Raw genomic sequence first — 20,278 nt, 5'->3', positions numbered from 1 at the left:
TACAAAAAAGCACTTTTTAATTGATCTGATCCCGGCGCAACCCGACATCTTTCAGCTGTTCGTCGCTCATTCGCTGCAATACTTTGCGCGTTTGCCCACGAAGCCACCATTTTCTAATTGCTCGCGCCAGAAATACCCAGCCGATAAACGGCTGTTTTGCCCGATTCTCGTGAAATTCCATCCTCTACCTCCTCGCCTTGCCAGAGGCTTTATCTTCACGGATCCGGGCCTGAACAATACAGATTCACAAAACACTTTTCTTTAACATACAGATTGGCTAAAACGTACACCATGCCCCATTTTTGACCGCCATCTGTACTGGTTTATCTATCTGTATGGCAATTACTAAGGATACAGCATGACCCGTTACCAACATCTGGCCAGCCTGCTGGCCGAGCGTATCGAACAAGGGCTGTATCGCCAGGGCGAAAAGCTGCCGTCGGTGCGCAGCCTGAGCCAGGAGCATGGCGTCAGCATCAGTACCGTTCAGCAGGCCTACCAGACGCTGGAACAGCAACAGTTGATCGTGCCGCAGCCGCGCTCCGGCTATTTCGTCGCCCCGCGCAAAGCCCAAGCGCCGGTGCCGCCGATGTCGCGCCCGGTGCAGCGCCCGGTGGAGATCACCCAGTGGGACCAGGTGTTGACCATGCTCGATGCGCGCAATGATAAATCAATCATTACCTTCGGCGGCGGCTCGCCGGACGTCACCCAGCCTAGTCTTAAGCCTATCTGGCGCGAACTCAGCCGGGCAATTCAGCACAACCTCAGCGAAGTGCTCAACTACGACGAACTGGCCGGGCGTCGCGAACTACGCGAACAGATCGCCCGCCTGATGCTCGACGGCGGATCGGTCGTCACCGCCGACGATCTACTGATCACCAGCGGCTGCCACAGCGCACTATCGCTGGCGCTGCTGTCGGTGTGTCATCCCGGCGATATCGTCGCCGTCGAATCCCCCTGCTACTACGGCACCATGCAGATACTTCGCGGCCTGGGGCTGAAAGCCATTGAGATCCCAACCGATCCGGAATCCGGGATCAGCATCGAGGCCTTAGAGCTGGCGCTGGATCAGTGGCCAATCAAAGGGGTGATCCTGGTGCCTAACTGCAACAATCCGCTGGGATACATCATGCCTGACGCGCGCAAACGCGCGGTGCTGTCCCTCGCCCAGCGCCATGACATCGTGATTTTCGAAGATGACATTTACGGCGAGCTGGCGACCGAATACCCGCGCCCGCGCACGATTCATTCATGGGATATCGACGGTCGGGTGATACTTTGCAGCTCGTTTACCAAGACCATCGCCCCCGGCCTGCGCATCGGCTGGATTGCCCCCGGTCGCTACTACGATCGTCTGCTGCAGATGAAGTACGCCGCCAGCGGCACTAACGTCCCTTCAACCCAACTGGCGGCCTGTAACTTTATTCGCGAAGGCCATTACCACCGCCACGTACGGCGGATGCGGCAGATCTATCAGCGTAATATGGAGATCTATACCTGCTGGCTGCGGGAGTTTTTCCCCTGCGGCATCTGCGTTACCCGGCCGAAAGGCGGCTTTATGCTGTGGGTCGAGCTACCGGAGCAGGTGGATATGGTCTGCGTCGCCAAGCAGCTGTGTCGGCTGAAGATCCAGGTCGCGCCAGGATCGCTGTTTTCGGCATCCGGCAAATATCGCAACTGCTTAAGGATCAACTGCGCCCTGCCGCCGATCGAGAAGCATAAAGAGGTGATGGTCAAGCTGGGGGAAGCGGTGAAGGTGGCGATGGAGTGATTATTTTAACTAAAAGCAGCAAGTAATATCTCATATATGCCCCAAAATATCGGGGCCTTATATTTTAATTACACCATTATTTTTTATTCGTCACACCAAATGGTATATGCACAGAAGGTAAAACAGATGCTGAAGGTTCAAGATGGAGACGCTGATCATCAAAGAACATATGTGGCTGCATAATTTCAAGGATTTTGTTCTTTTCTACCCCGCCCATAAAGAATGCTTCATTAACATTGATCCCCCACGCTCTCATCGTATTAATCATTCTCTTGTGTGAAGGCGCGTTTCTCGCCGTTACAATTGAAATGCGAAGAATACGTCTATACGCTGGATCTTCTCTCTCTAATTCTTCTTCCATCTTCTGAATATTAGATATACGTTGAAGAAAATCTTTCAATGGTCCCGGATTATGAGTCTCATTGACATGTTGAGCTTCATAATTATGAAAATCTGCAAGCACATGGCTTTTTTGGTATACAGCTTCCGCAGAATCATCTGCGATAACTCCATCAAAGTCGAATGCAATTCTGAGTTCATGATCCTGAACATCATCCTTAATATTTCCCTTAAGAATCTGACCTGCAGGATACCCAGCCATTACAGCCTGATTAACATCTTGAGAATTTGCGGAGAGAAACAACTCAATATCCAATGCTGGGATATATTTATGAGGAGACTGACCTTGAAGGAAAACAGCCCGGGTAATACCTAACCCATAACTTTCAATTGAATTCATTACCCTCAACCCGGTATCTGGATCATTCCTTGATAAAAGGATAACTTCTACAGGAGGATTACTTGGGTTAATTTTATTCAATGTTAAAAGACGTCTAATGAAAGGAAATGCAACACCTTTCCCTAAGAGCTTATCTTGATTTTCACGCTGAAATTTCCTGTACTCGTCCTCGCCTTTTGTTCTAAATATTTCATCTGATTCATCTAAATCAAAAAGCGCGCTTGATGCCAAACCTATAACTAATCGGGACGATAAATCATAAGGCATATACAAAGTCTCCAGATATAAACTTAACCTTACTGATTATTACAAACGGAAGTATATTGATAAAAAACGTCTGCTATCAGAGATTACTAATATAACGCTCAATGTCGTTGAATGTATAGTTCATCGAAATCAGCATATAATGTGATCTATATCACCTAAAGCTATCCATATAATCTTTTTTTTATGTAGAATCAGAGCTATCCGATTCTATCGAGAATACCCAATGGCTGAGCTGAACCTGAGTACCCTGACGGAAGCAGACATCATCACCAAACGCGTTATGCCAGCCATCCTCGATGCTGGCTGGGACAACACAACGCAAATCCGACAGGAGGTCAAACTCCGGGACGGTAAGGTCATCGTGCGCGGCAAAGTCGCGGCGCGTAGAACGGTGAAATCCGCCGATATCGTGCTGTATCACAAGCCGGGCATTCCGCTGGCGGTGATTGAAGCCAAAGCCAACAAGCATGAAATCGGCAAAGGGATGCAGCAGGGCATCGAGTACGCACGCCTGCTGGACGTACCTTTCGTCTTCGCCACCAACGGCGACGGCTTTATCTTCCACGATAAAACAGCAACTGGCGAGATTGAACGAGAGATCACCCTCGACGAGTTCCCGTCCCCAGCCGAACTCTGGCACAAATTCTGCGTCTGGAAAGGCTACACCGCAGCCCAGCTACCGGTGATTACCCAGGACTACTACGACGACGGCAGCGGCAAAGCGCCGCGTTATTACCAGCTACAGGCCATCAATAAAACCATTGAAGCCGTTTCCGCCGGGCAGAACCGCGTTCTGCTGGTGATGGCGACCGGAACGGGGAAAACCTACACCGCCTTCCAGATTATCTGGCGCTTATGGAAAGCCAAAAGTAAGAAGCGGATCCTGTTCCTCGCCGATCGCAATATTCTGGTCGATCAGACCAAAAACAACGACTTCCTGCCGTTTGGCACGGCTATGACCAAGGTCACCGGGCGCACCATCGACCCGGCCTTTGAAATCCATCTCGCGCTGTATCAAGCCATTACCGGCCCGGAAGAAGATCAAAAAGCCTTTAAACAGGTGGCGCCGGATTTCTTTGACCTGATTGTGATCGACGAATGCCATCGCGGCAGCGCTTCGGAAGACAGCGCGTGGCGCGAAATCCTCGACTATTTCAGCGCCGCCACGCAGATTGGCTTAACCGCCACGCCGAAAGAGACTCATGAAGTCTCCAGCACAGACTACTTCGGCGACCCGGTATATATCTACTCGCTGAAAGAAGGCATCGAGGACGGCTTCCTTGCCCCTTATAAAGTGGTGCGTGTCGACATCGACGTCGATCTCCAGGGCTGGCGCCCCACCAAAGGCCAGACGGATAAAAACGGCGAGCTGATCGACGACCGTATCTACAACCAGAAAGATTTTGATCGCACGATGGTGATTGATGAGCGCACCGAACTGGTGGCGAAAACCATCACCGATTACCTCAAGCGCACCAACCCGATGGATAAAACCATCATCTTCTGCAACGACATCGATCACGCGGAGCGGATGCGCCGCGCGTTGGTCAATCTCAACCCGGAACAGGTCAAGAAGAACGACAAGTACGTGATGAAAATCACCGGCGATGACGACATTGGCAAAGCCCAACTGGATAACTTTATTAACCCCAAAAAGGCCTATCCGGTTATCGCCACCACCTCCGAATTGATGACCACCGGTGTGGATGCCAAAACCTGCAAACTGGTGGTGCTGGACCAAAACATTCAGTCGATGACTAAATTCAAGCAGATCATCGGCCGCGGCACCCGCATTGATGAACGCTACGGCAAGCTATGGTTCACCATCCTCGACTTCAAAAAGGCTACCGAACTGTTCGCCGACGAACGCTTCGACGGCATCCCGGAAAAGGTGATGGACACCACGCCGCAAGATATCGCCAATCCGGACTCTGATTTTGAAGAGCAGTTCGACGAGCACGAAGAAGAGACTGAAGATGACATCATCGGGGCCAATGAAGATCCCGCGCCGTATACCGTCACCGGTTCAGACGATGTCGGCCCGCTGCCGGAAGATGACGAGAACAAAGTACGTAAGTTTCACGTCAACGGCGTGTCCGTGGGCGTGATTGCCCAGCGCGTGCAGTATTACGACGCTGACGGCAAGCTGGTCACCGAATCCTTCAAAGACTACACCCGCAAAACGCTGCTCAAAGAGTACGCCTCGCTGGATGATTTCACCCGCAAGTGGCAGGACGCCGAGCGCAAAGAAGCCATCATTAAGGAACTGGAACAGCAGGGGATTATCTGGGAAGTGCTGGCGGAAGAGGTCGGTAAAGAGCTCGACCCGTTCGACATGCTGTGCCACGTGGTGTATGGTCAGCCGCCGTTAACCCGCAAAGAGCGGGCGGAGAACGTGCGCAAGCGCAACTACTTCACCAAATACTCCGACGCCGCGCAGGTGGTGCTGAATACGCTGCTGGATAAATACGCCGACGCGGGCGTGCAGGAAATAGAGAGTATTCAGGTGCTGAAGCTCAAGCCGTTCGACAGCATGGGTACGCTGCCGGAGATCATTAAAAGCGGATTCGGCGACCGTAACGGGTATAATCAGGCCATCAGCGAGCTGGAGAGCGAAATCTACTACCTACCGCCCCGCTCCGCGTAACCACTCCCCTTTTGCGCCTTCTGCTGCCATCGCGTAGCAGAGGGCCTTATTGTTAATGAAACATGGAATACATCATGTCAATCAGCTCAGTAATCAAATCATTACAGGACATTATGCGCAAAGACGCCGGCGTGGACGGCGATGCGCAGCGCCTCGGCCAGCTCTCCTGGCTGCTGTTTCTGAAAATCTTTGACGCCCAGGAAGAGGCGCTGGAACTGGAGCAGGATAACTACCAACTCCCCATTCCGCAGCGCTACCTGTGGCGCACATGGGCGGCAAACGCCGAAGGCATCACCGGCGATTCCCTGCTGGAGTTCGTCAACGATGACCTGTTCCCAACGCTGAAAAACCTCACCGCCCCCATCGATAAAAACCCGCGCGGCTTTGTGGTCAGACAGGCGTTCAGCGATGCCTATAACTACATGAAAAACGGCACCCTGCTGCGTCAGGTGATCAACAAGCTCAACGAAATCGACTTCACCAGCGCCAGCGAGCGCCATCTGTTCGGCGACATTTACGAACAGATCCTCAAAGATCTGCAATCGGCGGGCAATGCCGGTGAGTTTTATACCCCGCGCGCCGTCACCCGCTTTATGGTCGATCGCGTCGATCCGAAGCTCGGCGAGTCGATTATGGACCCGGCCTGCGGTACCGGCGGCTTCCTCGCCTGCGCGTTCGATCACGTAAAAAACAACTACGTGAAGAGCGTGGCCGATCACCAGACGCTGCAACAGCAGATCCACGGCGTGGAGAAAAAGCAGCTCCCGCACCTGCTGGCGACCACCAATATGCTGCTACACGGTATCGAAGTGCCGGTGCAAATTCGTCACGACAACACCCTCAACAAGCCGCTGTCGTCGTGGGATGAACAGCTGGATGTCATCGTCACCAACCCGCCGTTCGGCGGCACCGAAGAAGACGGCATCGAGAAGAACTTCCCGGCAGAGATGCAGACTCGCGAAACGGCGGATCTGTTCCTGCAACTGATTATTGAAGTGCTGGCGAAAAACGGCCGCGCGGCGGTGGTGCTGCCGGACGGCACGCTGTTTGGCGAAGGCGTGAAAACCAAGATCAAAAAGCTGCTCACCGAGGAGTGCAACCTGCACACCATCGTGCGTCTGCCGAACGGCGTGTTTAACCCGTACACCGGCATCAAAACTAACCTGCTGTTCTTTACCAAAGGTCAGCCGACCAAAGAGATCTGGTTCTACGAGCACCCGTACCCGGCGGGCGTGAAGAACTACAGCAAAACCAAACCAATGAAGTTTGAAGAATTCCAGGCCGAGATCGACTGGTGGGGCAACGAGGCCGACGGCTTCGCCAGCCGCGTTGAGAACGAGCAGGCGTGGAAGGTCAGCATCGACGAGGTAATTGCCCGCAACTTTAACCTCGATATCAAAAACCCGCACCAGGCGGAAACCGTCAGCCACGATCCGGACGAACTGCTGGCACAGTACGCGAAGCAGCAGGAAGCAATCCAGACCCTGCGCCACCAGTTGCGCGATATCCTCGGCGCGGCGCTCTCCGGTAAGGAGGCCAACTGATGGCGGTGGAAAAACTGATTGTCGATCATATTGATACCTGGACCACGGCGCTGCAGACCCGCTCCACGGCAGGGCGCGGCAGCTCGGGCAAGATTGACCTGTACGGTATTAAGAAGTTGCGCGAGCTGATTCTGGAACTGGCGGTGCGCGGCAAGCTGGTGCCGCAGGATCCGAACGATGAACCGGCGTCCGAGCTGCTGAGAGGAATGAAAAAGCAGCAAGAAGACTTAATTAAAGAAAAAAAGATAAAAAAACCGAAAAAACTCCCGCCAATAGATGAAATTTTAGAATCAATTTCAATACCACAAGGCTGGGAGTTGTGTTATTTGAATGATATTGGCGATTGGGGGGCTGGAGCCACACCAAATCGTACAAATTCTGGATACTACGGTGGAAATATTCCATGGTTTAAATCTGGAGAATTATCTGAAGATTACATAACCGATTCAGAAGAACATATTACTGCATTGGCACTAAAAGAATGCTCCTTGCGTGACAACCAGCCAGGAGATGTATTGATTGCAATGTATGGGGCTACAATAGGCAAAACATCAATACTCAATACTCGTTCAACAAGTAATCAAGCCGTCTGCGCTTGTACCCCTTTCGATGGTTTATCAAATCAGTATCTGTTGACCTTCCTTAAAGCGAGTAAAAGAGTATTTACATCCATGGGTGCAGGTGGAGCGCAGCCTAATATTTCTAAAGAAAAAATCGTTGCTACCCATTTTGCATTACCGCCGCTTAAAGAACAGTTGCGAATTGTAGAAAAAGTCGAGCAACTCATGTCTCTCTGCGACCAACTTGAACAGCATTCCCTGACCAGTCTGGACGCCCATCAACAGCTGGTTGAAACCCTGCTAACCACGCTAACCGACAGCCAGAACGCAAATGAACTGGCCGAAAACTGGGCGCGTATTAGCGAGCATTTCGACACGCTGTTTACCACCGAAGCCAGCATTGACGCCTTAAAACAGACCATTCTGCAACTGGCGGTGATGGGCAAACTGGTGCCGCAGGATCCGAACGACGAACCGGCCTCTGAACTGCTCAAACGTATTGCGCAGGAAAAAGCACAATTGGTAAAAGACGGGAAAATTAAAAAGCAAAAACCGCTGCCGCCGATTAGTGATGAGGAAAAACCGTTTGAACTTCCAGATGGATGGGAATGGTGCCGCTTAGGCGAAATTGTGACTATCAGAGGTGGAAAGCGGGTGTCAAATGGCTATAAATTACTCTCTACTGTTACACCGTATGTTTATATCCGTGTTTCTGATATGAAAGATGGCAGCATTGATCTCACTGATCTTAGATATATTGACAGTGATATGCAGAAAAAAATATCTAGCTATATCATAAAAAAAGAAGATATTTATATGACAATTGTTGGTGCAACAATTGGAAAATGTGGAACGATCCCTGCTGAACTCGATGGTATGAACCTAACAGAAAATGCGGCACGCCTTACTCCTCATGCAGAATTGTCCAAGCAATATTTATTTCAGTGTTTAAGAAGTACTTTTTGCCAAGCTCAATTTATCGATAAGACATTACAGGTAGGAGTTCAGAAAATGGCTCTTAATCGATTATCAAATACATTGATTCCACTACCCCCCGTTTTAGAATGTGAGAAAATAGTTAATAAAATAAATGAGATTGAGACAATTTGCCATGGTATAGCAGAAAAAATAATTAATACCCAACAAACCCAGCTCCACCTGGCCGACGCCCTCACCGACGCCGCCATCAATTAACCCGCCCCCAGAAACTAATAAAGCGGCTAAATAGCCGCTTTATTCTCATCATCAAAAATAATATTTCTCTTTATCCACACCGTTATTTTCATTGATTTTCAGCTGGACTTTCCTTCTATTCCCTGATGATATGTACAGGTATTTTTCGCAAGGCACCCGTGCTGCAACACGAGCGCCTTGCTAATCACAATCACTATTCATAGGAAATAGCAATCATGACTACCCCGCATTCTATTGCAGAATTCACCGATCCAGAAGTCTCCCCGGCCGTTAGTCGTCAATTAACCGTGAGTTATGCGACTCGTCATCCTGATTATCAGCGTATTCCGGCGTTGACCATGAAGGGTCAGTGGCTGGAGGCGGCAGGTTTTGCCACCGGTACCGCAGTGGATCTCAAGGTGATGAACGGCTGTATCGTGATTACCGCCAAACCAGCAGAGCCGGAGCTCACCGCCGCTTTGCGTCAGGTCAGCAAGCTGTCGGCGCGTAAGCAAAAACAGATACAGGCGTTAATCGACGCCATCGTCGGGCAAAAGCAGAAGCTGGCATAGCTTATTCTCCCCGGTGGCGCTGCGCTTACCGGGGCTACCGATTCACAACTGCCTGCATTTCCGGAATCCCTCTATTTCTTATTAAGGTCGCGAATCATCGCTTCTCTTAAAATCGCATTCAGTCGCGTTTGGTAGCCTTTTCCCGGGCGCTTAAGCCACTCCATAATATCGGCATCAATGCGTACAGAGGCCTGCGTTTTTAATGGCCGATAAAACTTCCCGCGCACCGCATCTGACCATTGCTCATCCGCTGTTTGCGGAATATCGCTGTAATCAATATTATCATCCGTTTTCTTCGCCAGCGCTTTCAGTTCAGCATCACGCCCGACTGTAAGCGTATCCGGATTGTCGCGTTTATGTTTAACCATGCTCATAACGATGCCTCTCTTTGCTGTCTGCTTTCCGGGCGCTAATAATGCGAATCAGCTCAGCCCCACTTTCAAAACGGACCGAATGTGCAACGAGGATAACAAATCCCATGCACAGAACCGAGGGTTTGCCATCGGTACTCACCATATCCAATCCCACCCTAAACCACCATTGTGGCAGCGAAAGGACACCCTGCTGGCCGCTAAGACCGGCAACTTCGCCCCCGGTCTCTTTCTGACGCCGCGTAATAGTGTATGTTCTCAACTATCGACATTGAACAACCCGGTAACGAGATGAGACGTATTGAGATAGTACTGCGGGAGCTTGAACGGCTGAGCCAGGCCGTGACGCTGGAGGATTTAGCCAGGGGCTCGAACGCCTTCACCGCAGAGCAAATCGGCTTTAACCTCGGGCTGGCGCGCAACTCGGTGAGTAAAGATCTCAATCAGCTGTGGAGCGACGGGCTGGTGATTAAAACGCGCGGTCGCCCGGTGTTCTTTTTACATCGCCGGACGACGGAAACGCTGCTCGACCGTACGCTGACGGAAAGCGAACGCGAGCCAGCGACTCTCGCCGATCTCCTGCCACAGCCACAAGATGACAATGAGGCTGTCGACCCGTTCGCCACGCTGATCGGCCACGATCGCAGCCTGCATGATGCCGTGGAAAAAGGGAAAGCCGCGGTGCTGTATCCCCACGGGCTGCACGTCCTGCTGACCGGCCCCTCCGGCGTGGGTAAAACCTTTTTTGCCGAGCTAATGCACCGCTACGCCTGCGAGCATGCCGGTGAAAAACGGCCACCGCTGGTCTACTTCAACTGCGCAGAATACGCCAACAACCCGGAGCTGCTGTCATCGCATCTCTTTGGCCACCGTCAGGGCGCCTTTACCGGGGCGACGGAAAACAAAAGCGGGCTAATCGAACAGGCCGACGGCGGCTATCTGCTGCTGGATGAAGTGCATCGCCTGCCCTATGAAGGGCAGGAAAAGCTCTTCTCGCTGCTGGATAAAGGCGAATATCGCCCGCTCGGCGCCAGCGGCCCGGCGCGCAATATCGCCGTACGTCTGATTTGCGCCACCACCGAGCCCATCAGTTCATCGCTATTACGCACCTTCCAGCGGCGTATTCAGGTCACCATCGATCTACCCGGTATCCGCCAGCGTTCGGTTGAGGAGCAGATTGAACTGATCATCGGCTTTTTACAACGTGAAAGCCGCAAGATCGAACGCACGGTAAGCGTAGATAAACCCTTGCTGCTGTGGCTGCTGAACAAGCCGCTGGAGGGCAATATCGGCCAGCTCAAAAGCGATATCCAGTTTTTGTGCGCCCAGGCATGGGCCTCGGGGATGGCGGCCCATAACGAAGTATTGCTACTGGATAGCAAACTGGCGGACGGCCCGATCAATGCCACGCCGGAGCAACGACAGCTGGTCGATGCGCTGTTTAACGGCCGTCCCCTGCTAAACATCGATGCCCGTACTCTTCCGCAGTTGAAAAGTTCAGCGGCCGATGACAGCGTCGAGGAGAGCGACCTGTTCTACAGCTTCCTGACCCGCGAGTACGTTAACCTGCGCAACAGCAACGTGCCGCCCGCCGAGACGCTGGCGATCCTTAAAAATAAGCTCAGTTCGATTTTTGAATATGGCCTCTATAGCCGCGATAACGCCAGCCATGCCCCGCGCTATGGCGATCGGATTGAAGAGCGGGTGGCTCTGCTTATCGGTTACGTTGAGCAGGTACTCGGCTTCGCCCTGCCGGAAAACCTGGTCAACCCGCTGCGTAAACACTTTCTCGCTCTCATCAGCTACGTACAACGCGGCCTGATCCCGCAGTTATACTCTTCGAGTCTGATCCTCGATCGCTGCAAAGATGAATACGATAACGCCACTCTGTTGTGCAAGAAGATCAACGATCTGCTGCATATCCAGTGCCCGGCCACCGAGGTGGTCTGGCTGTGCCTGTTCCTCAAAGAGTGCCGCCATTACCGCCAACGCATCAACGCCAGCCCGGACTGCGGGGCGATCCTCATTGCCCATGGCGCCACTACGGCCACCAGCATGGCGCAGTACGTCAATCGGGTGCTGGAGCGCGAATTGTTCAACGCTATCGACATGCCGTTCGAACAATCGGTGCACGATACGCTGGAAAAGCTGATCCAGTTGATCCACAGCAAAGGCTGGCAGCGGCTGATCCTGATGGTAGACATCGGATCGCTGGTTCATTTCGGTAGCACCATCAGCAAACTGTTCCAGATTGATGTCCTGCTGATGCCGAATATCACCCTGACCAGCCTGCTGGAGATCGGTCTCGATCTCAGCTACGAAACCGGCGATCTGCCGCGGTTGGTCAATCTGATGCAGGAAAAAGGCATCGCCAGCCAGCTGTGCACGCCGCAGCAGGAGAACGCCGGCAAGGTGCTGGTGATCTCCTGCATTACCGGCATGGGTACGGCAGAAAAAATCAAAAAGGTGCTGGAGGAGAGCTTTGGCGAGCTGATGTCGCAGGATACCCGGATGGTTATCCTCGATTACAACGAAGTTCGCAGCCCGGAGCGCCTGCAGCAGGCGATCAGGGCGCATGAACGGCTGGCGGGTATTGTCGGGACATTCCAGCCGGGGCTGCCCGATATCCCGTTTATCTCGCTGGAGGAGCTGTTTTCCGAGCAGGGACCGGAGCTGGTGCTCAGCCTGCTGACTCCCGATCTGTCCAGCAGTGAACGTCGTCTGGAGATGGAGCGCAGCGCTTCACGGTTTATCAGCGCCCTGACCATGGAAAGCATTATCAACCATATTTCGGTGCTCAATCCGCAGCGCATATTAAAAGAAATGGAAGGGATCCTGAACCATCTCAGGAACGCGTTGGCCATCGCGCCTAACCGCCAGGTGACACTACGCTTTCTGATCCACTGCTGCTGTATGGTCGAGCGTATCGTGATTAACCGTAAACCGTTACAGATGGCGCTGGAAACGCGGCCGGATATGGACGCTCAGGCATTTAGTGTCATCAAATCGGCTTTCCATCCGGTTGAAGAGGCCTATGCCATCCGTTTATCCGATGCCGAGTACATTTATATCTACGAATTATTATTTAGTTAACGCCTGTTCTGGCGCGGCTTTGCGGCCCGCCAGCCTTTTCCTCTTTGGTAGATGACACAAATTGTGGCACGCGCTTTGCTCTTATTAGTGCGTCAACGATTCGGCGCCAGGAGGCCACTTTGTCATCCACTGAACCTACCACCCAGTTACCCCAGATTCTGCTGCTGACGCACGGCGGCTGGGGCACGCAACTTTGCGACAGTCTGCGCATGGTGACCGGCGAAATCGCCGGCGTCAGCGAAATCGCGCTTATGCCGGTCGATACCCTCGGCGAGTTTTATCAGCGCGTCGAAGCGGCCGTGCAGGCGATGCCAGCAGGATCGCTGATTTTGACCGATTTTCTCGGCGGCACCACCTCCAACGTCGCCGCGCGCCTGAGCGCGGATTACCCCATCGCCGTCGTCTGCGGGCTCAACGCCTCGCTGCTGCTGGAGGCGTTGGATCTGCGCGAACAGGGTCCGCTCACCGGCTGCGTTGATGCGCTGGTCGAAGCAGGACGCAGCAGCTGCCGCGACGTTGTCGCCCACGTGAACCAGTTAACCTCTTAAGGAGCCCATCATGGCAAAAATCGTTTTATGTCGTATCGATAGCCGTCTGATCCACGGTCAGGTCGTCACCAAATGGGTCGGCCAGTCGCAGGCCAATCGTATCGCCGTGGTCAGCGACGAGCTGGATGCCGATCCGTTTATGAAAAATATCTATTTAATGGCCGCGCCGCCGAACATCAAAGTCGACTGTTACGGCAACGCCAGCTTCGCCGCCGCCTGGAAAGAGAATCAGCTCGGCGATGGCAATGTACTGGTGCTGTTCCCGTCGCTGTCGGCCGTTCAGGAAGCCGTCCAGTTGGGCTTTGACGTGCAGACGATTCAGGTTGGCGGGCTGGGCGGCGGGCCGAACCGCAAGGCCGTGTTCCAGAACATCACCCTTGATGAAAAAGACGTCGGCATCCTCGGCGCTCTGAAAGATAGCGGCATTCAGGTGTTCTTTCAGACCATCCCGGAAGATAAACCACAGTCACTGGACGACATCCTGAAAAAATTCTAACCAGTTGATAAAAAGGTAAAAAACTATGGATACCTTACTTTTTGCGAGCCTGATGGGGTTGTATTACTGGTTCGCCCGATTACGTTTAGGCTATACCTTCTCCGCCATGTTGCTGCAGCCCGTAGTGATCGCCGTATTCGTCGGACTGCTGCTGGGCGATATGAAAACCGCGATGATCATCGGCGCAGGCATGCAGCTGGTCTATCTTGGGGTCACCTCCACACCGGGCGGCAACGTGCCGTCGGACCCGGCGCTGGCCGCCTGTATCGCCATTCCGATCGCCGTGAAGGCCGGGATGGAGCCCAACCTGGCGATCGCGCTGGCGATCCCGTTTGGCGTCATCGGGGTATTCCTCGATCAGCTGCGCCGCACGCTCAACGCCGCGTGGGTGCATATGGCCGACAAACACGCCGAAAGCGCCAACATGGCGGGCATCATGCGCTGCGCCTTTATCTATCCGGCGCTGCTGGGGCTGGTGCTGCGCTTCCCGGTGGTCTTCGCCGCCAACTACTTTGGCCAAAGCGTAGTGGAAAAATTCCTCAAACTGATGCCGCACTGGCTGACCCACTCGTTTGAAATTATGGGCGGTATCCTGCCGGCGCTGGGCTTTGCCATCACCATCATGGTGATCGGCAAAAAGAGCCTGCTGCCGTGGTTTATCGGCGGATTTTTCGCGGTGCTCTACCTGAAGGTGGACATCATGGCGATGGCGATTTTCGGCACCTGCGTCGCCTTCCTGATTAAAGGCCTGGCCAAAAATGAAGGAGCTGCATGATGAGTAGCGATGTAATGGAACATGAACTGGTTGAACGCGCCCGCGAAACCCAGGCGCTGAGCAAAGCCGATATCACCAAGGCCTGGCTGATTTACTGGCTGGGGGCGGAAGTATCCAGCTCCTACGAACGTCTGCAGAGCCTGATTTTCTGCGCCTCAATGACGCCCATTATCAAAAAGCTGTACCCGGAAAAAGAGGAGCAGGCCGAGGCGCTCAAACGCCACCTGAACTTCTTTAACTCGGAGCAAACTTTCGGCTCGGTTATCCAGGGTATCTCCATCGCCATGGAAGAGCAGAAAACCCGCGGCGAGCCGATCAGCGATGCTTCAATCACCGGGATCAAAACCGGCCTGATGGGGCCGCTGGCCGGGATGGGCGACTCGATCATCTGGGCCGCGGTGATGCCGTTGCTGATTGCCATTTTCATCCCCTTCGCCGCCAGCGGCAGCGCGTTCGGCGGGATCGCCCCGCTGATCCTCTACCCGGCGATCACCATGGCGATAAGCTACGGACTGGTGCATAAAGGCTACACCCTGGGCCGTGACTCCATTATCGGCCTGCTGCAAGGGGGGCGAATTAAAGAATTGATTTACGGCGCCAACGTGCTGGGTCTCATCATGATGGGCGCGCTGTCGGCAAGCTACGTCAAAATCACCACCCCGCTGAAAATCAGCGCGCTTAAAGGCTCGGAAGTGGTGGTCCAGCAGATCCTCGACTCGATTGCCCCCGGCCTGCTGCCGCTGGCGGCGGTGTTCGCTATCTATTTCTACTTACTGAAAAAAGGGCCGCGCTACACCACCATTTTACTGTCAATCGTTGCTATCAGCATCGTCTGCTCGCTGTTGGGAGTGCTGTAAATCATGAACAGCAACATCTACCAGCAACTGGGCTTAAAACGGGTGATTAACGCCTGCGGCAAAATGACCATCCTCGGCGTGTCCGCCGTCGACCCGCAAGTGATGCAGGCCACCGCGCAGGCGGCGGGAGCCTTCGTCGAAATCGATAAATTAACCGACCGCGCGGGCGAACTGGTTTCCGCCCACACCGGCGCGGAAGACAGCTATATCACCTCCTGCGCCTCTGCCGGTATCGCCATCGCCGTCGCGGCGGCGATCACCCGCGGCGAGCCGGAAAAGGTGGCGCAGATGCCGGACAGCAGCCAGTGGCCGAACGAGATAGTGATACTGCGCGGGCATAATGTCGATTACGGCGCGCCAATCACCAGCGCTATCCGCCTCGGTGGCGGGCGTATTGTCGAAGTCGGCTCCAGCAATCTGGCGGCACGCTGGCAGCTGGAGAGCGCGGTGAACGCACGCACGGCGGCGCTACTGTATGTGAAATCCCACCATTGCGTGCAAAAAGGGATGCTCGGTATTGACGATTTCGTGCAGGTCGCCCGCCAGCATAATCTGCCGCTGATCGTCGATGCCGCCGCCGAAGAAGACTTGCGCCAGTGGGTTGCCAGCGGCGCGGACATGGTTATCTACAGCGGAGCAAAAGCCTTTAACGCCCCAACCTCAGGCTTTATTAGTGGCAAGCGTAACTGGATCGCCGCCTGTAAAGCCCAGCATTACGGCATCGCGCGGGCGATGAAAATCGGCAAAGAGAATATGGTCGGTCTCGTTTACGCGCTGGACCGTTACCGGACGGCGGCACCGGCGCCCGACGCCGCCGCGCTGCGTCCATTCGCCGAGGCGATCTCCGCGCTACCCGGCCTGCGCGCCGATATCGAGCAGGATGAGGCCGGGCGCGCCATCTGGCGCATTCGTGTCAGCGTCGACGCCAATGAACTGGGACTCAGCGCCCATGAGGTTGAAGCCCAGCTACGCGGCGGCGATATCGCCATTTACGCCCGCCGCTACTATCTGCATGAGGGCCATTTTAGCCTTGACCCTCGCACCGTCGGCGAAGGAGAAATGTCGCTCATCGTCGCGCGCTTACAGGAGATTACGCAGCATGCAGCGGATTAACTTTTATCGCCAGCGGGTGGCGATTAACGTGCTGGCGAAGGACATCGCCAACGCCCGGGAAATCTATGACGCCGCTGAAGGGCACGCGGTGATTGGCGTACTCTCGGCGCAATTTACCAGCGTCGAACAAGGCGTTGCAGAAGTGCGCCGCTGGATGGCGGAAGTGCCTTCTATTTCCGTCGGTCTCGGCGCCGGCGATCCGGCACAGTTTTACAAAGCGGCAATGATTGCGGCGCAGCTCCACCCCGCCCACGTCAACCAGACCTTCACCGGCAGCGGGTTTGCCGCCGGGGTGCTGGCGGCAACCGGAGGCCAGCAAACCTTTATTAATGCGCTGGTCAGCCCCAGCGGCACGCCCGGTGAAGTACGCATCTCCACCGGCGTGCGCAGCGCCCAGGGCATTCCGGCCCAGGTATCCTGCGATGCGGCGGTCAGAATGATGCAGGATATGGGCGCGCATGCGGCTAAATTTTTCCCGATGGACGGCGAAAAGTCGCTGGCGGAGCTGAAAGCGCTCGCCCAAAGCGCGGTAGAAAACGGTATGACGCTTATTGAGCCCACCGGGGGCATCGATCTCGATAACTTTGCGCTGATTCTACAAACCTGCCTGCAGGCCGGCGTCGCGCAGGTCATGCCGCATATTTATAGTTCCATTATCGATCCGCAAAGCGGTAATACCCGCCCGCAAGATGTCCATGCTCTGATGAACATCGTCAAGGAACTGGTCGATTAATCCCCCCGCGCGTGCGGTGTAGGCCACTATTACCGCACGCGCTAACTTCCTGATCTGCTGAAGGTCACTGTCAATCTGTGAGCCTCCACGCAATAACGACATCCCGCCGTCCGAAGCGCCCTCTCATATTGATAGCGATCAAGAATAATCATACCGTCTGGTCGGTATGATCCGGGCCATGAACATGGAAGCCCAGCATCGTAAAAAAGACCCCATCCGTCTGCATCGTCAACTGCTTGAATCGGCGGCGATGATTGCCGGCCGGGACGGTATCGCCGCCCTGTCGCTGAACGCCGTCGCCCGCGAGGCTGGCGTCAGCAAAGGCGGCCTCATGCACCACTTTCCCAATAAACAGGCGCTGATTTTCGCCCTGTTCGCCCGGTTATTGGCAATTATGGAAAAGGCGATTAGCGAGCTGATGGCCGCCGATAACATCGCTTACGGCCGCTTTACCCGCGCCTATTTGCGCTATCTGTCCAACCCGGAGCTGACGGATACCCACGAAAGCCGGCAACTGATGGTGCTGTCGCTGGCAATGCCCGACGAACCGGTGCTGCGAAAATGCTGGCGCGACTGGATGCTGGATCATCTGGCGCAGGGCGATGCGCTCGATAATGGCCCGACCGGCACGCTGGTGCGCTATGCGGCCGACGGCATCTGGTTATCGGAACTGACCGAAGGGCGCACCATGAGCAGCGAACACCGTCAGGCGCTGGTAAACGATCTGACAAAAATGACGCTTCCCGCGTGAAGCGAGTAGAGTGAGGCCGCGATGCGCTACAACATCAATGCCCGTCTCATTTATGACGCAACGGACGGCACCCTAACATTACCGGGCGGCAATGAGCCGGATAGTCAGCTATCCATTACCGCCAACGCGCTGCTCTATTTTTTTCTTCGCCATACCGGCGTTGTCAGTCGCGATGAAGTGTTGAAAAAGGTCTGGGACGATAACGGCTTAACCTCATCCAACAGCAATCTCAATCAATACCTGAGCATGCTGCGCAAAACCTTCCGCCACTACGATGTCGATAACATTATTGTCACCGTATCGCGCGGCATGCTGCAGCTGAATCAGGATCTCAGCATCGAACTGCTCGACGCCGAGCCGACGCCCGCCGATGCCGTTCTCACATGCGCTACGCCTGATGAAGCCGCCCCCGCTGCGGCGCCAACGCCGCCCACCGCATCTCTACATGCGCGCGGTATGTGCTGGTATCTGGCCGGCGGCTGTCTGCTGCTCATCGCCCTGCTGCTGGTGGCATTTAGTCTCGCCGGCACCCACGTCGCCCGGCCAATCAATCTGACGCTGATGAGCCACAGCCAGTGCGAACTGCTGGCCAGCGATGAAATGCTGCGTTCGGTTTCCGCCACGGCCTACGGTAAGAATTTTGATGAGGTGCGTCAGCGGCTGAAGCTCAGCTGCAAGCCGGGGGAGCGTTTCGTTTTCTTCTACGGCGACCGGCTGGAGACTAACGGCCTGGGCCGGGTATTTCTCGCCCACTGCGCGATGCACGAAGACAACCCATTTAGCTATTGCGATAACTACTTTTACTACTCCTGGAAGCCGCAATGAGACTCGCGCCCCGCCCCTTTTTCGCCCTCTCCGCCCTGGCGTTTATCGCCGCAGCCGGTTTTAGCGCCTGGCGCCTGTTGCCGGATGCCAACGATGGCGTGATGAGCTGCTCCACCAAAGCGATCATGCGCTTTGAAAACATGGAAAAAGAGAATGTGAACGGCAATATCCATTTTAATTTTGCCGCCAACGGTAACGGTTCGATGGTGGTGGAAGGCTATACCGACTCCGCCGCCGGCTGGCTCTACCTGCAGCGCTACGTCAAATTCAGCTACACCAGCCAACGTATCTCGGCAACTGAACGCCACTACCGCATTAAAAAATGGGAATCCAGCGCCTCGTCCATCGACGAATCGCCGAATGTCATCTTTGACTACTTCATGCGCGAGATGTCCGACAGCCACGATGGCCTGTTCCTCAACGCGCAGAAGCTTAACGACAAAGCTATCCTGCTGAGCTCTATCAACTCACCGCTCTACATCTGCACGCTGAAGTCCGGCAGCACGCTTAACTAACCCGTCACCCCTGAACCGCCGCGAGGAAAATGCGCCCTCGCTCACGCTCCGTTATTGCCCCCTCTTTCCACGATGCTAAAAGCGCACGTTTTGCATTTAGCTTCGACGCCAAAACTTGCGCATACCCACAATTATCACGCGGCTATATTACCGCCTGCTGGCAAGTAATTAGCATCTTATTAACATTCACCTCTCGCCGATAAATAGTCTAAAAAAGCGCCATATCATCATAAAAATCAACACGCATAAAACAGAACGAAAAGATAAATGGAAGGCTAAATAAGGCTAAATCACAGAGTAAAAACCTAAAATATTCATCTCCACGGATTTAAATTTCACTTCTTTCCCCATTCCCTATAGTGAACCCCGAACGCCGCTTCCGCGTGTTGATGCCGTTACGCGGACGGTTTTCCCGAATAACAAAACCTGTTCTGGAGGAAATCACGATGGGTGATGCATTGGGGCTTATCGAAACCAAAGGTCTGGTGGCCTGTATTGAAGCAGCGGACGCGATGTGTAAAGCCGCCAACGTCGAACTGATCGGCTATGAAAACGTCGGCTCTGGCCTGGTCACCGTGATGGTGAAAGGCGACGTCGGCGCGGTGAAAGCGGCGGTGGATTCCGGTGTGGAATCCGCGCAGCGCATCGGCGAAGTGGTGACCTCGCTGGTCATCGCGCGTCCGCATAACGACATCAACAAAATCGTCATTAAACACAAGGCCTGAAGGCCAGGAGAACGCAAATGGGTGATGCATTAGGTCTGATTGAAACCAAAGGTCTGGTGGCCTGCATTGAAGCGGCGGATGCGATGTGTAAAGCCGCCAACGTCGAGCTTATCGGCTATGAAAACGTCGGCTCTGGCCTTGTCACCGCGATGGTGAAAGGCGACGTCGGCGCGGTGAAAGCGGCGGTGGATTCCGGTGTGGAA

20 protein-coding genes and 1 pseudogene are annotated in these 20,278 nt (G+C 54.3%); 17 read left to right on the top strand and 4 right to left on the bottom strand.

The genetic code is table 11. From position 1 onward, the window contains the following. Positions 1 to 16 precede the first annotated feature (16 nt). Positions 17 to 181: a DUF1127 domain-containing protein gene (locus ABLV17_RS10790; protein WP_064571553.1), complete on the bottom strand. Its 165-nt coding sequence runs from the start codon at positions 179 to 181 to the stop codon at positions 17 to 19. A 177-nt stretch (positions 182 to 358) separates the two neighbouring features. On the opposite strand from ABLV17_RS10790, the gene ABLV17_RS10785 reads away from it, so the two are divergent. Next, positions 359 to 1,771, top strand: a complete 1,413-nt coding sequence (locus ABLV17_RS10785; protein ID WP_213317801.1) for a PLP-dependent aminotransferase family protein — start codon at positions 359 to 361, stop codon at positions 1,769 to 1,771. Positions 1,772 to 1,847: 76 nt separating this feature from the next. On the opposite strand, the gene ABLV17_RS10780 is transcribed toward ABLV17_RS10785, so the two are convergent. After that, positions 1,848 to 2,777: a 5'-nucleotidase gene (locus ABLV17_RS10780; protein ID WP_149271546.1), complete on the bottom strand. Its 930-nt coding sequence runs from the start codon at positions 2,775 to 2,777 to the stop codon at positions 1,848 to 1,850. A 223-nt stretch (positions 2,778 to 3,000) separates the two neighbouring features. Here ABLV17_RS10780 and ABLV17_RS10775 point away from each other — a divergent pair, with 223 nt between their 5' ends. The 4 genes from ABLV17_RS10775 (at position 3,001) to symE (ending at position 9,273) form a co-directional block, all read left to right on the top strand. Further along, positions 3,001 to 5,424 (top strand): DEAD/DEAH box helicase family protein, encoded by a 2,424-nt coding sequence (locus tag ABLV17_RS10775; RefSeq protein ID WP_308958289.1) that lies wholly within the window; start codon positions 3,001 to 3,003, stop codon positions 5,422 to 5,424. 74 nt (positions 5,425 to 5,498) lie between these two features. Then, positions 5,499 to 6,968: an N-6 DNA methylase gene (locus ABLV17_RS10770; RefSeq protein WP_308958288.1), complete on the top strand. Its 1,470-nt coding sequence runs from the start codon at positions 5,499 to 5,501 to the stop codon at positions 6,966 to 6,968. After that, positions 6,968 to 8,722, top strand: a complete 1,755-nt coding sequence (locus tag ABLV17_RS10765; protein WP_308958287.1) for a restriction endonuclease subunit S — start codon at positions 6,968 to 6,970, stop codon at positions 8,720 to 8,722. The genes ABLV17_RS10770 and ABLV17_RS10765 overlap by 1 nt, the downstream gene beginning before the upstream one ends. Before the next feature lie 215 nt (positions 8,723 to 8,937). Further along, positions 8,938 to 9,273 carry an endoribonuclease SymE gene (gene symE, locus ABLV17_RS10760; protein ID WP_149271538.1) on the top strand — a complete coding sequence of 112 codons (336 nt, stop codon included), beginning with the start codon at positions 8,938 to 8,940 and terminating at the stop codon, positions 9,271 to 9,273. 71 nt (positions 9,274 to 9,344) lie between these two features. Here symE and ABLV17_RS10755 read toward each other — a convergent pair whose 3' ends face one another. After that, entirely contained in the window at positions 9,345 to 9,647 is a 303-nt protein-coding gene (locus tag ABLV17_RS10755) for a BrnA antitoxin family protein (RefSeq protein WP_308958286.1), read from the bottom strand. Beyond that, positions 9,634 to 9,787: pseudogene (locus ABLV17_RS10750) on the bottom strand (BrnT family toxin); the annotation flags it as partial. The pseudogene ABLV17_RS10750 and the gene ABLV17_RS10755, both read right to left, overlap by 14 nt. Before the next feature lie 148 nt (positions 9,788 to 9,935). Here ABLV17_RS10750 and dagR point away from each other — a divergent pair. The 12 genes from dagR to ABLV17_RS10690 all read left to right on the top strand — a co-directional run. After that, positions 9,936 to 12,737: a transcriptional regulator DagR gene (gene dagR / locus ABLV17_RS10745; RefSeq protein WP_308958285.1), complete on the top strand. Its 2,802-nt coding sequence runs from the start codon at positions 9,936 to 9,938 to the stop codon at positions 12,735 to 12,737. A 119-nt stretch (positions 12,738 to 12,856) separates the two neighbouring features. Next, positions 12,857 to 13,285: a PTS fructose transporter subunit IIA gene (locus tag ABLV17_RS10740; RefSeq protein ID WP_020079721.1), complete on the top strand. Its 429-nt coding sequence runs from the start codon at positions 12,857 to 12,859 to the stop codon at positions 13,283 to 13,285. Between the two features lie 10 nt (positions 13,286 to 13,295). Then, positions 13,296 to 13,781, top strand: a complete 486-nt coding sequence (locus tag ABLV17_RS10735; protein WP_015368462.1) for a PTS system mannose/fructose/N-acetylgalactosamine-transporter subunit IIB — start codon at positions 13,296 to 13,298, stop codon at positions 13,779 to 13,781. A gap of 25 nt (positions 13,782 to 13,806) precedes the next feature. Then, positions 13,807 to 14,556, top strand: coding sequence for a PTS sugar transporter subunit IIC (locus tag ABLV17_RS10730; RefSeq protein WP_015368463.1), 750 nt, complete (start codon positions 13,807 to 13,809; stop codon positions 14,554 to 14,556). Continuing rightward, positions 14,553 to 15,413: a PTS system mannose/fructose/sorbose family transporter subunit IID gene (locus tag ABLV17_RS10725; RefSeq protein ID WP_161799897.1), complete on the top strand. Its 861-nt coding sequence runs from the start codon at positions 14,553 to 14,555 to the stop codon at positions 15,411 to 15,413. Before ABLV17_RS10730 ends, ABLV17_RS10725 begins: the two co-directional genes overlap by 4 nt. Positions 15,414 to 15,416: 3 nt before the next feature. Continuing rightward, complete coding sequence (locus tag ABLV17_RS10720; protein WP_113374524.1) at positions 15,417 to 16,526, top strand: DgaE family pyridoxal phosphate-dependent ammonia lyase; 1,110 nt, start codon at positions 15,417 to 15,419, stop codon at positions 16,524 to 16,526. Continuing rightward, a complete protein-coding gene (locus ABLV17_RS10715; protein ID WP_348854241.1) occupies positions 16,513 to 17,259 on the top strand; it encodes a 2-dehydro-3-deoxy-phosphogluconate aldolase in 747 nt (248 codons plus the stop codon). The genes ABLV17_RS10720 and ABLV17_RS10715 overlap by 14 nt, the downstream gene beginning before the upstream one ends. Positions 17,260 to 17,425: 166 nt before the next feature. Further along, positions 17,426 to 18,010: a TetR/AcrR family transcriptional regulator gene (locus tag ABLV17_RS10710; RefSeq protein WP_348854240.1), complete on the top strand. Its 585-nt coding sequence runs from the start codon at positions 17,426 to 17,428 to the stop codon at positions 18,008 to 18,010. 21 nt (positions 18,011 to 18,031) lie between these two features. Next, complete coding sequence (locus ABLV17_RS10705) at positions 18,032 to 18,835, top strand: winged helix-turn-helix domain-containing protein (RefSeq protein WP_348854239.1); 804 nt, start codon at positions 18,032 to 18,034, stop codon at positions 18,833 to 18,835. Then, entirely contained in the window at positions 18,832 to 19,350 is a 519-nt protein-coding gene (locus tag ABLV17_RS10700) for a FidL-like protein (RefSeq protein WP_015368469.1), read from the top strand. Before ABLV17_RS10705 ends, ABLV17_RS10700 begins: the two co-directional genes overlap by 4 nt. A gap of 446 nt (positions 19,351 to 19,796) precedes the next feature. Beyond that, positions 19,797 to 20,075, top strand: a complete 279-nt coding sequence (locus ABLV17_RS10695) for a BMC domain-containing protein (protein WP_012542984.1) — start codon at positions 19,797 to 19,799, stop codon at positions 20,073 to 20,075. A 17-nt stretch (positions 20,076 to 20,092) separates the two neighbouring features. Further along, on the top strand, positions 20,093 to 20,278 hold a 186-nt coding region (locus ABLV17_RS10690), incomplete at its 3' end, for a BMC domain-containing protein (protein ID WP_170696051.1).

This window comes from Klebsiella sp. CN_Kp091, from assembly GCF_040065095.1.
Classification (GTDB): domain Bacteria; phylum Pseudomonadota; class Gammaproteobacteria; order Enterobacterales; family Enterobacteriaceae; genus Klebsiella; species Klebsiella aerogenes.
This window is presented reverse-complemented; position numbering and strand designations above follow the sequence as displayed.

What these genes read in the sequence shown, in the direction of transcription:
- ABLV17_RS10755 (WP_308958286.1), bottom strand. Translation starts at nt 9,647, where the DNA reads ATGAGCATGGTTAAACATAAACGCGACAATCCGGATACGCTTACAGTC.
- ABLV17_RS10790 (WP_064571553.1), bottom strand. Translation starts at nt 181, where the DNA reads ATGGAATTTCACGAGAATCGGGCAAAACAGCCGTTTATCGGCTGGGTA.
- ABLV17_RS10700 (WP_015368469.1), top strand. Translation starts at nt 18,832, where the DNA reads ATGAGACTCGCGCCCCGCCCCTTTTTCGCCCTCTCCGCCCTGGCGTTT.
- ABLV17_RS10785 (WP_213317801.1), top strand. Translation starts at nt 359, where the DNA reads ATGACCCGTTACCAACATCTGGCCAGCCTGCTGGCCGAGCGTATCGAA.
- ABLV17_RS10705 (WP_348854239.1), top strand. Translation starts at nt 18,032, where the DNA reads ATGCGCTACAACATCAATGCCCGTCTCATTTATGACGCAACGGACGGC.
- ABLV17_RS10765 (WP_308958287.1), top strand. Translation starts at nt 6,968, where the DNA reads ATGGCGGTGGAAAAACTGATTGTCGATCATATTGATACCTGGACCACG.
- ABLV17_RS10720 (WP_113374524.1), top strand. Translation starts at nt 15,417, where the DNA reads ATGAACAGCAACATCTACCAGCAACTGGGCTTAAAACGGGTGATTAAC.
- dagR (WP_308958285.1), top strand. Translation starts at nt 9,936, where the DNA reads ATGAGACGTATTGAGATAGTACTGCGGGAGCTTGAACGGCTGAGCCAG.
- ABLV17_RS10725 (WP_161799897.1), top strand. Translation starts at nt 14,553, where the DNA reads ATGATGAGTAGCGATGTAATGGAACATGAACTGGTTGAACGCGCCCGC.
- ABLV17_RS10770 (WP_308958288.1), top strand. Translation starts at nt 5,499, where the DNA reads ATGTCAATCAGCTCAGTAATCAAATCATTACAGGACATTATGCGCAAA.
- ABLV17_RS10715 (WP_348854241.1), top strand. Translation starts at nt 16,513, where the DNA reads ATGCAGCGGATTAACTTTTATCGCCAGCGGGTGGCGATTAACGTGCTG.
- ABLV17_RS10695 (WP_012542984.1), top strand. Translation starts at nt 19,797, where the DNA reads ATGGGTGATGCATTGGGGCTTATCGAAACCAAAGGTCTGGTGGCCTGT.
- symE (WP_149271538.1), top strand. Translation starts at nt 8,938, where the DNA reads ATGACTACCCCGCATTCTATTGCAGAATTCACCGATCCAGAAGTCTCC.
- ABLV17_RS10735 (WP_015368462.1), top strand. Translation starts at nt 13,296, where the DNA reads ATGGCAAAAATCGTTTTATGTCGTATCGATAGCCGTCTGATCCACGGT.
- ABLV17_RS10730 (WP_015368463.1), top strand. Translation starts at nt 13,807, where the DNA reads ATGGATACCTTACTTTTTGCGAGCCTGATGGGGTTGTATTACTGGTTC.
- ABLV17_RS10775 (WP_308958289.1), top strand. Translation starts at nt 3,001, where the DNA reads ATGGCTGAGCTGAACCTGAGTACCCTGACGGAAGCAGACATCATCACC.
- ABLV17_RS10710 (WP_348854240.1), top strand. Translation starts at nt 17,426, where the DNA reads ATGATCCGGGCCATGAACATGGAAGCCCAGCATCGTAAAAAAGACCCC.
- ABLV17_RS10780 (WP_149271546.1), bottom strand. Translation starts at nt 2,777, where the DNA reads ATGCCTTATGATTTATCGTCCCGATTAGTTATAGGTTTGGCATCAAGC.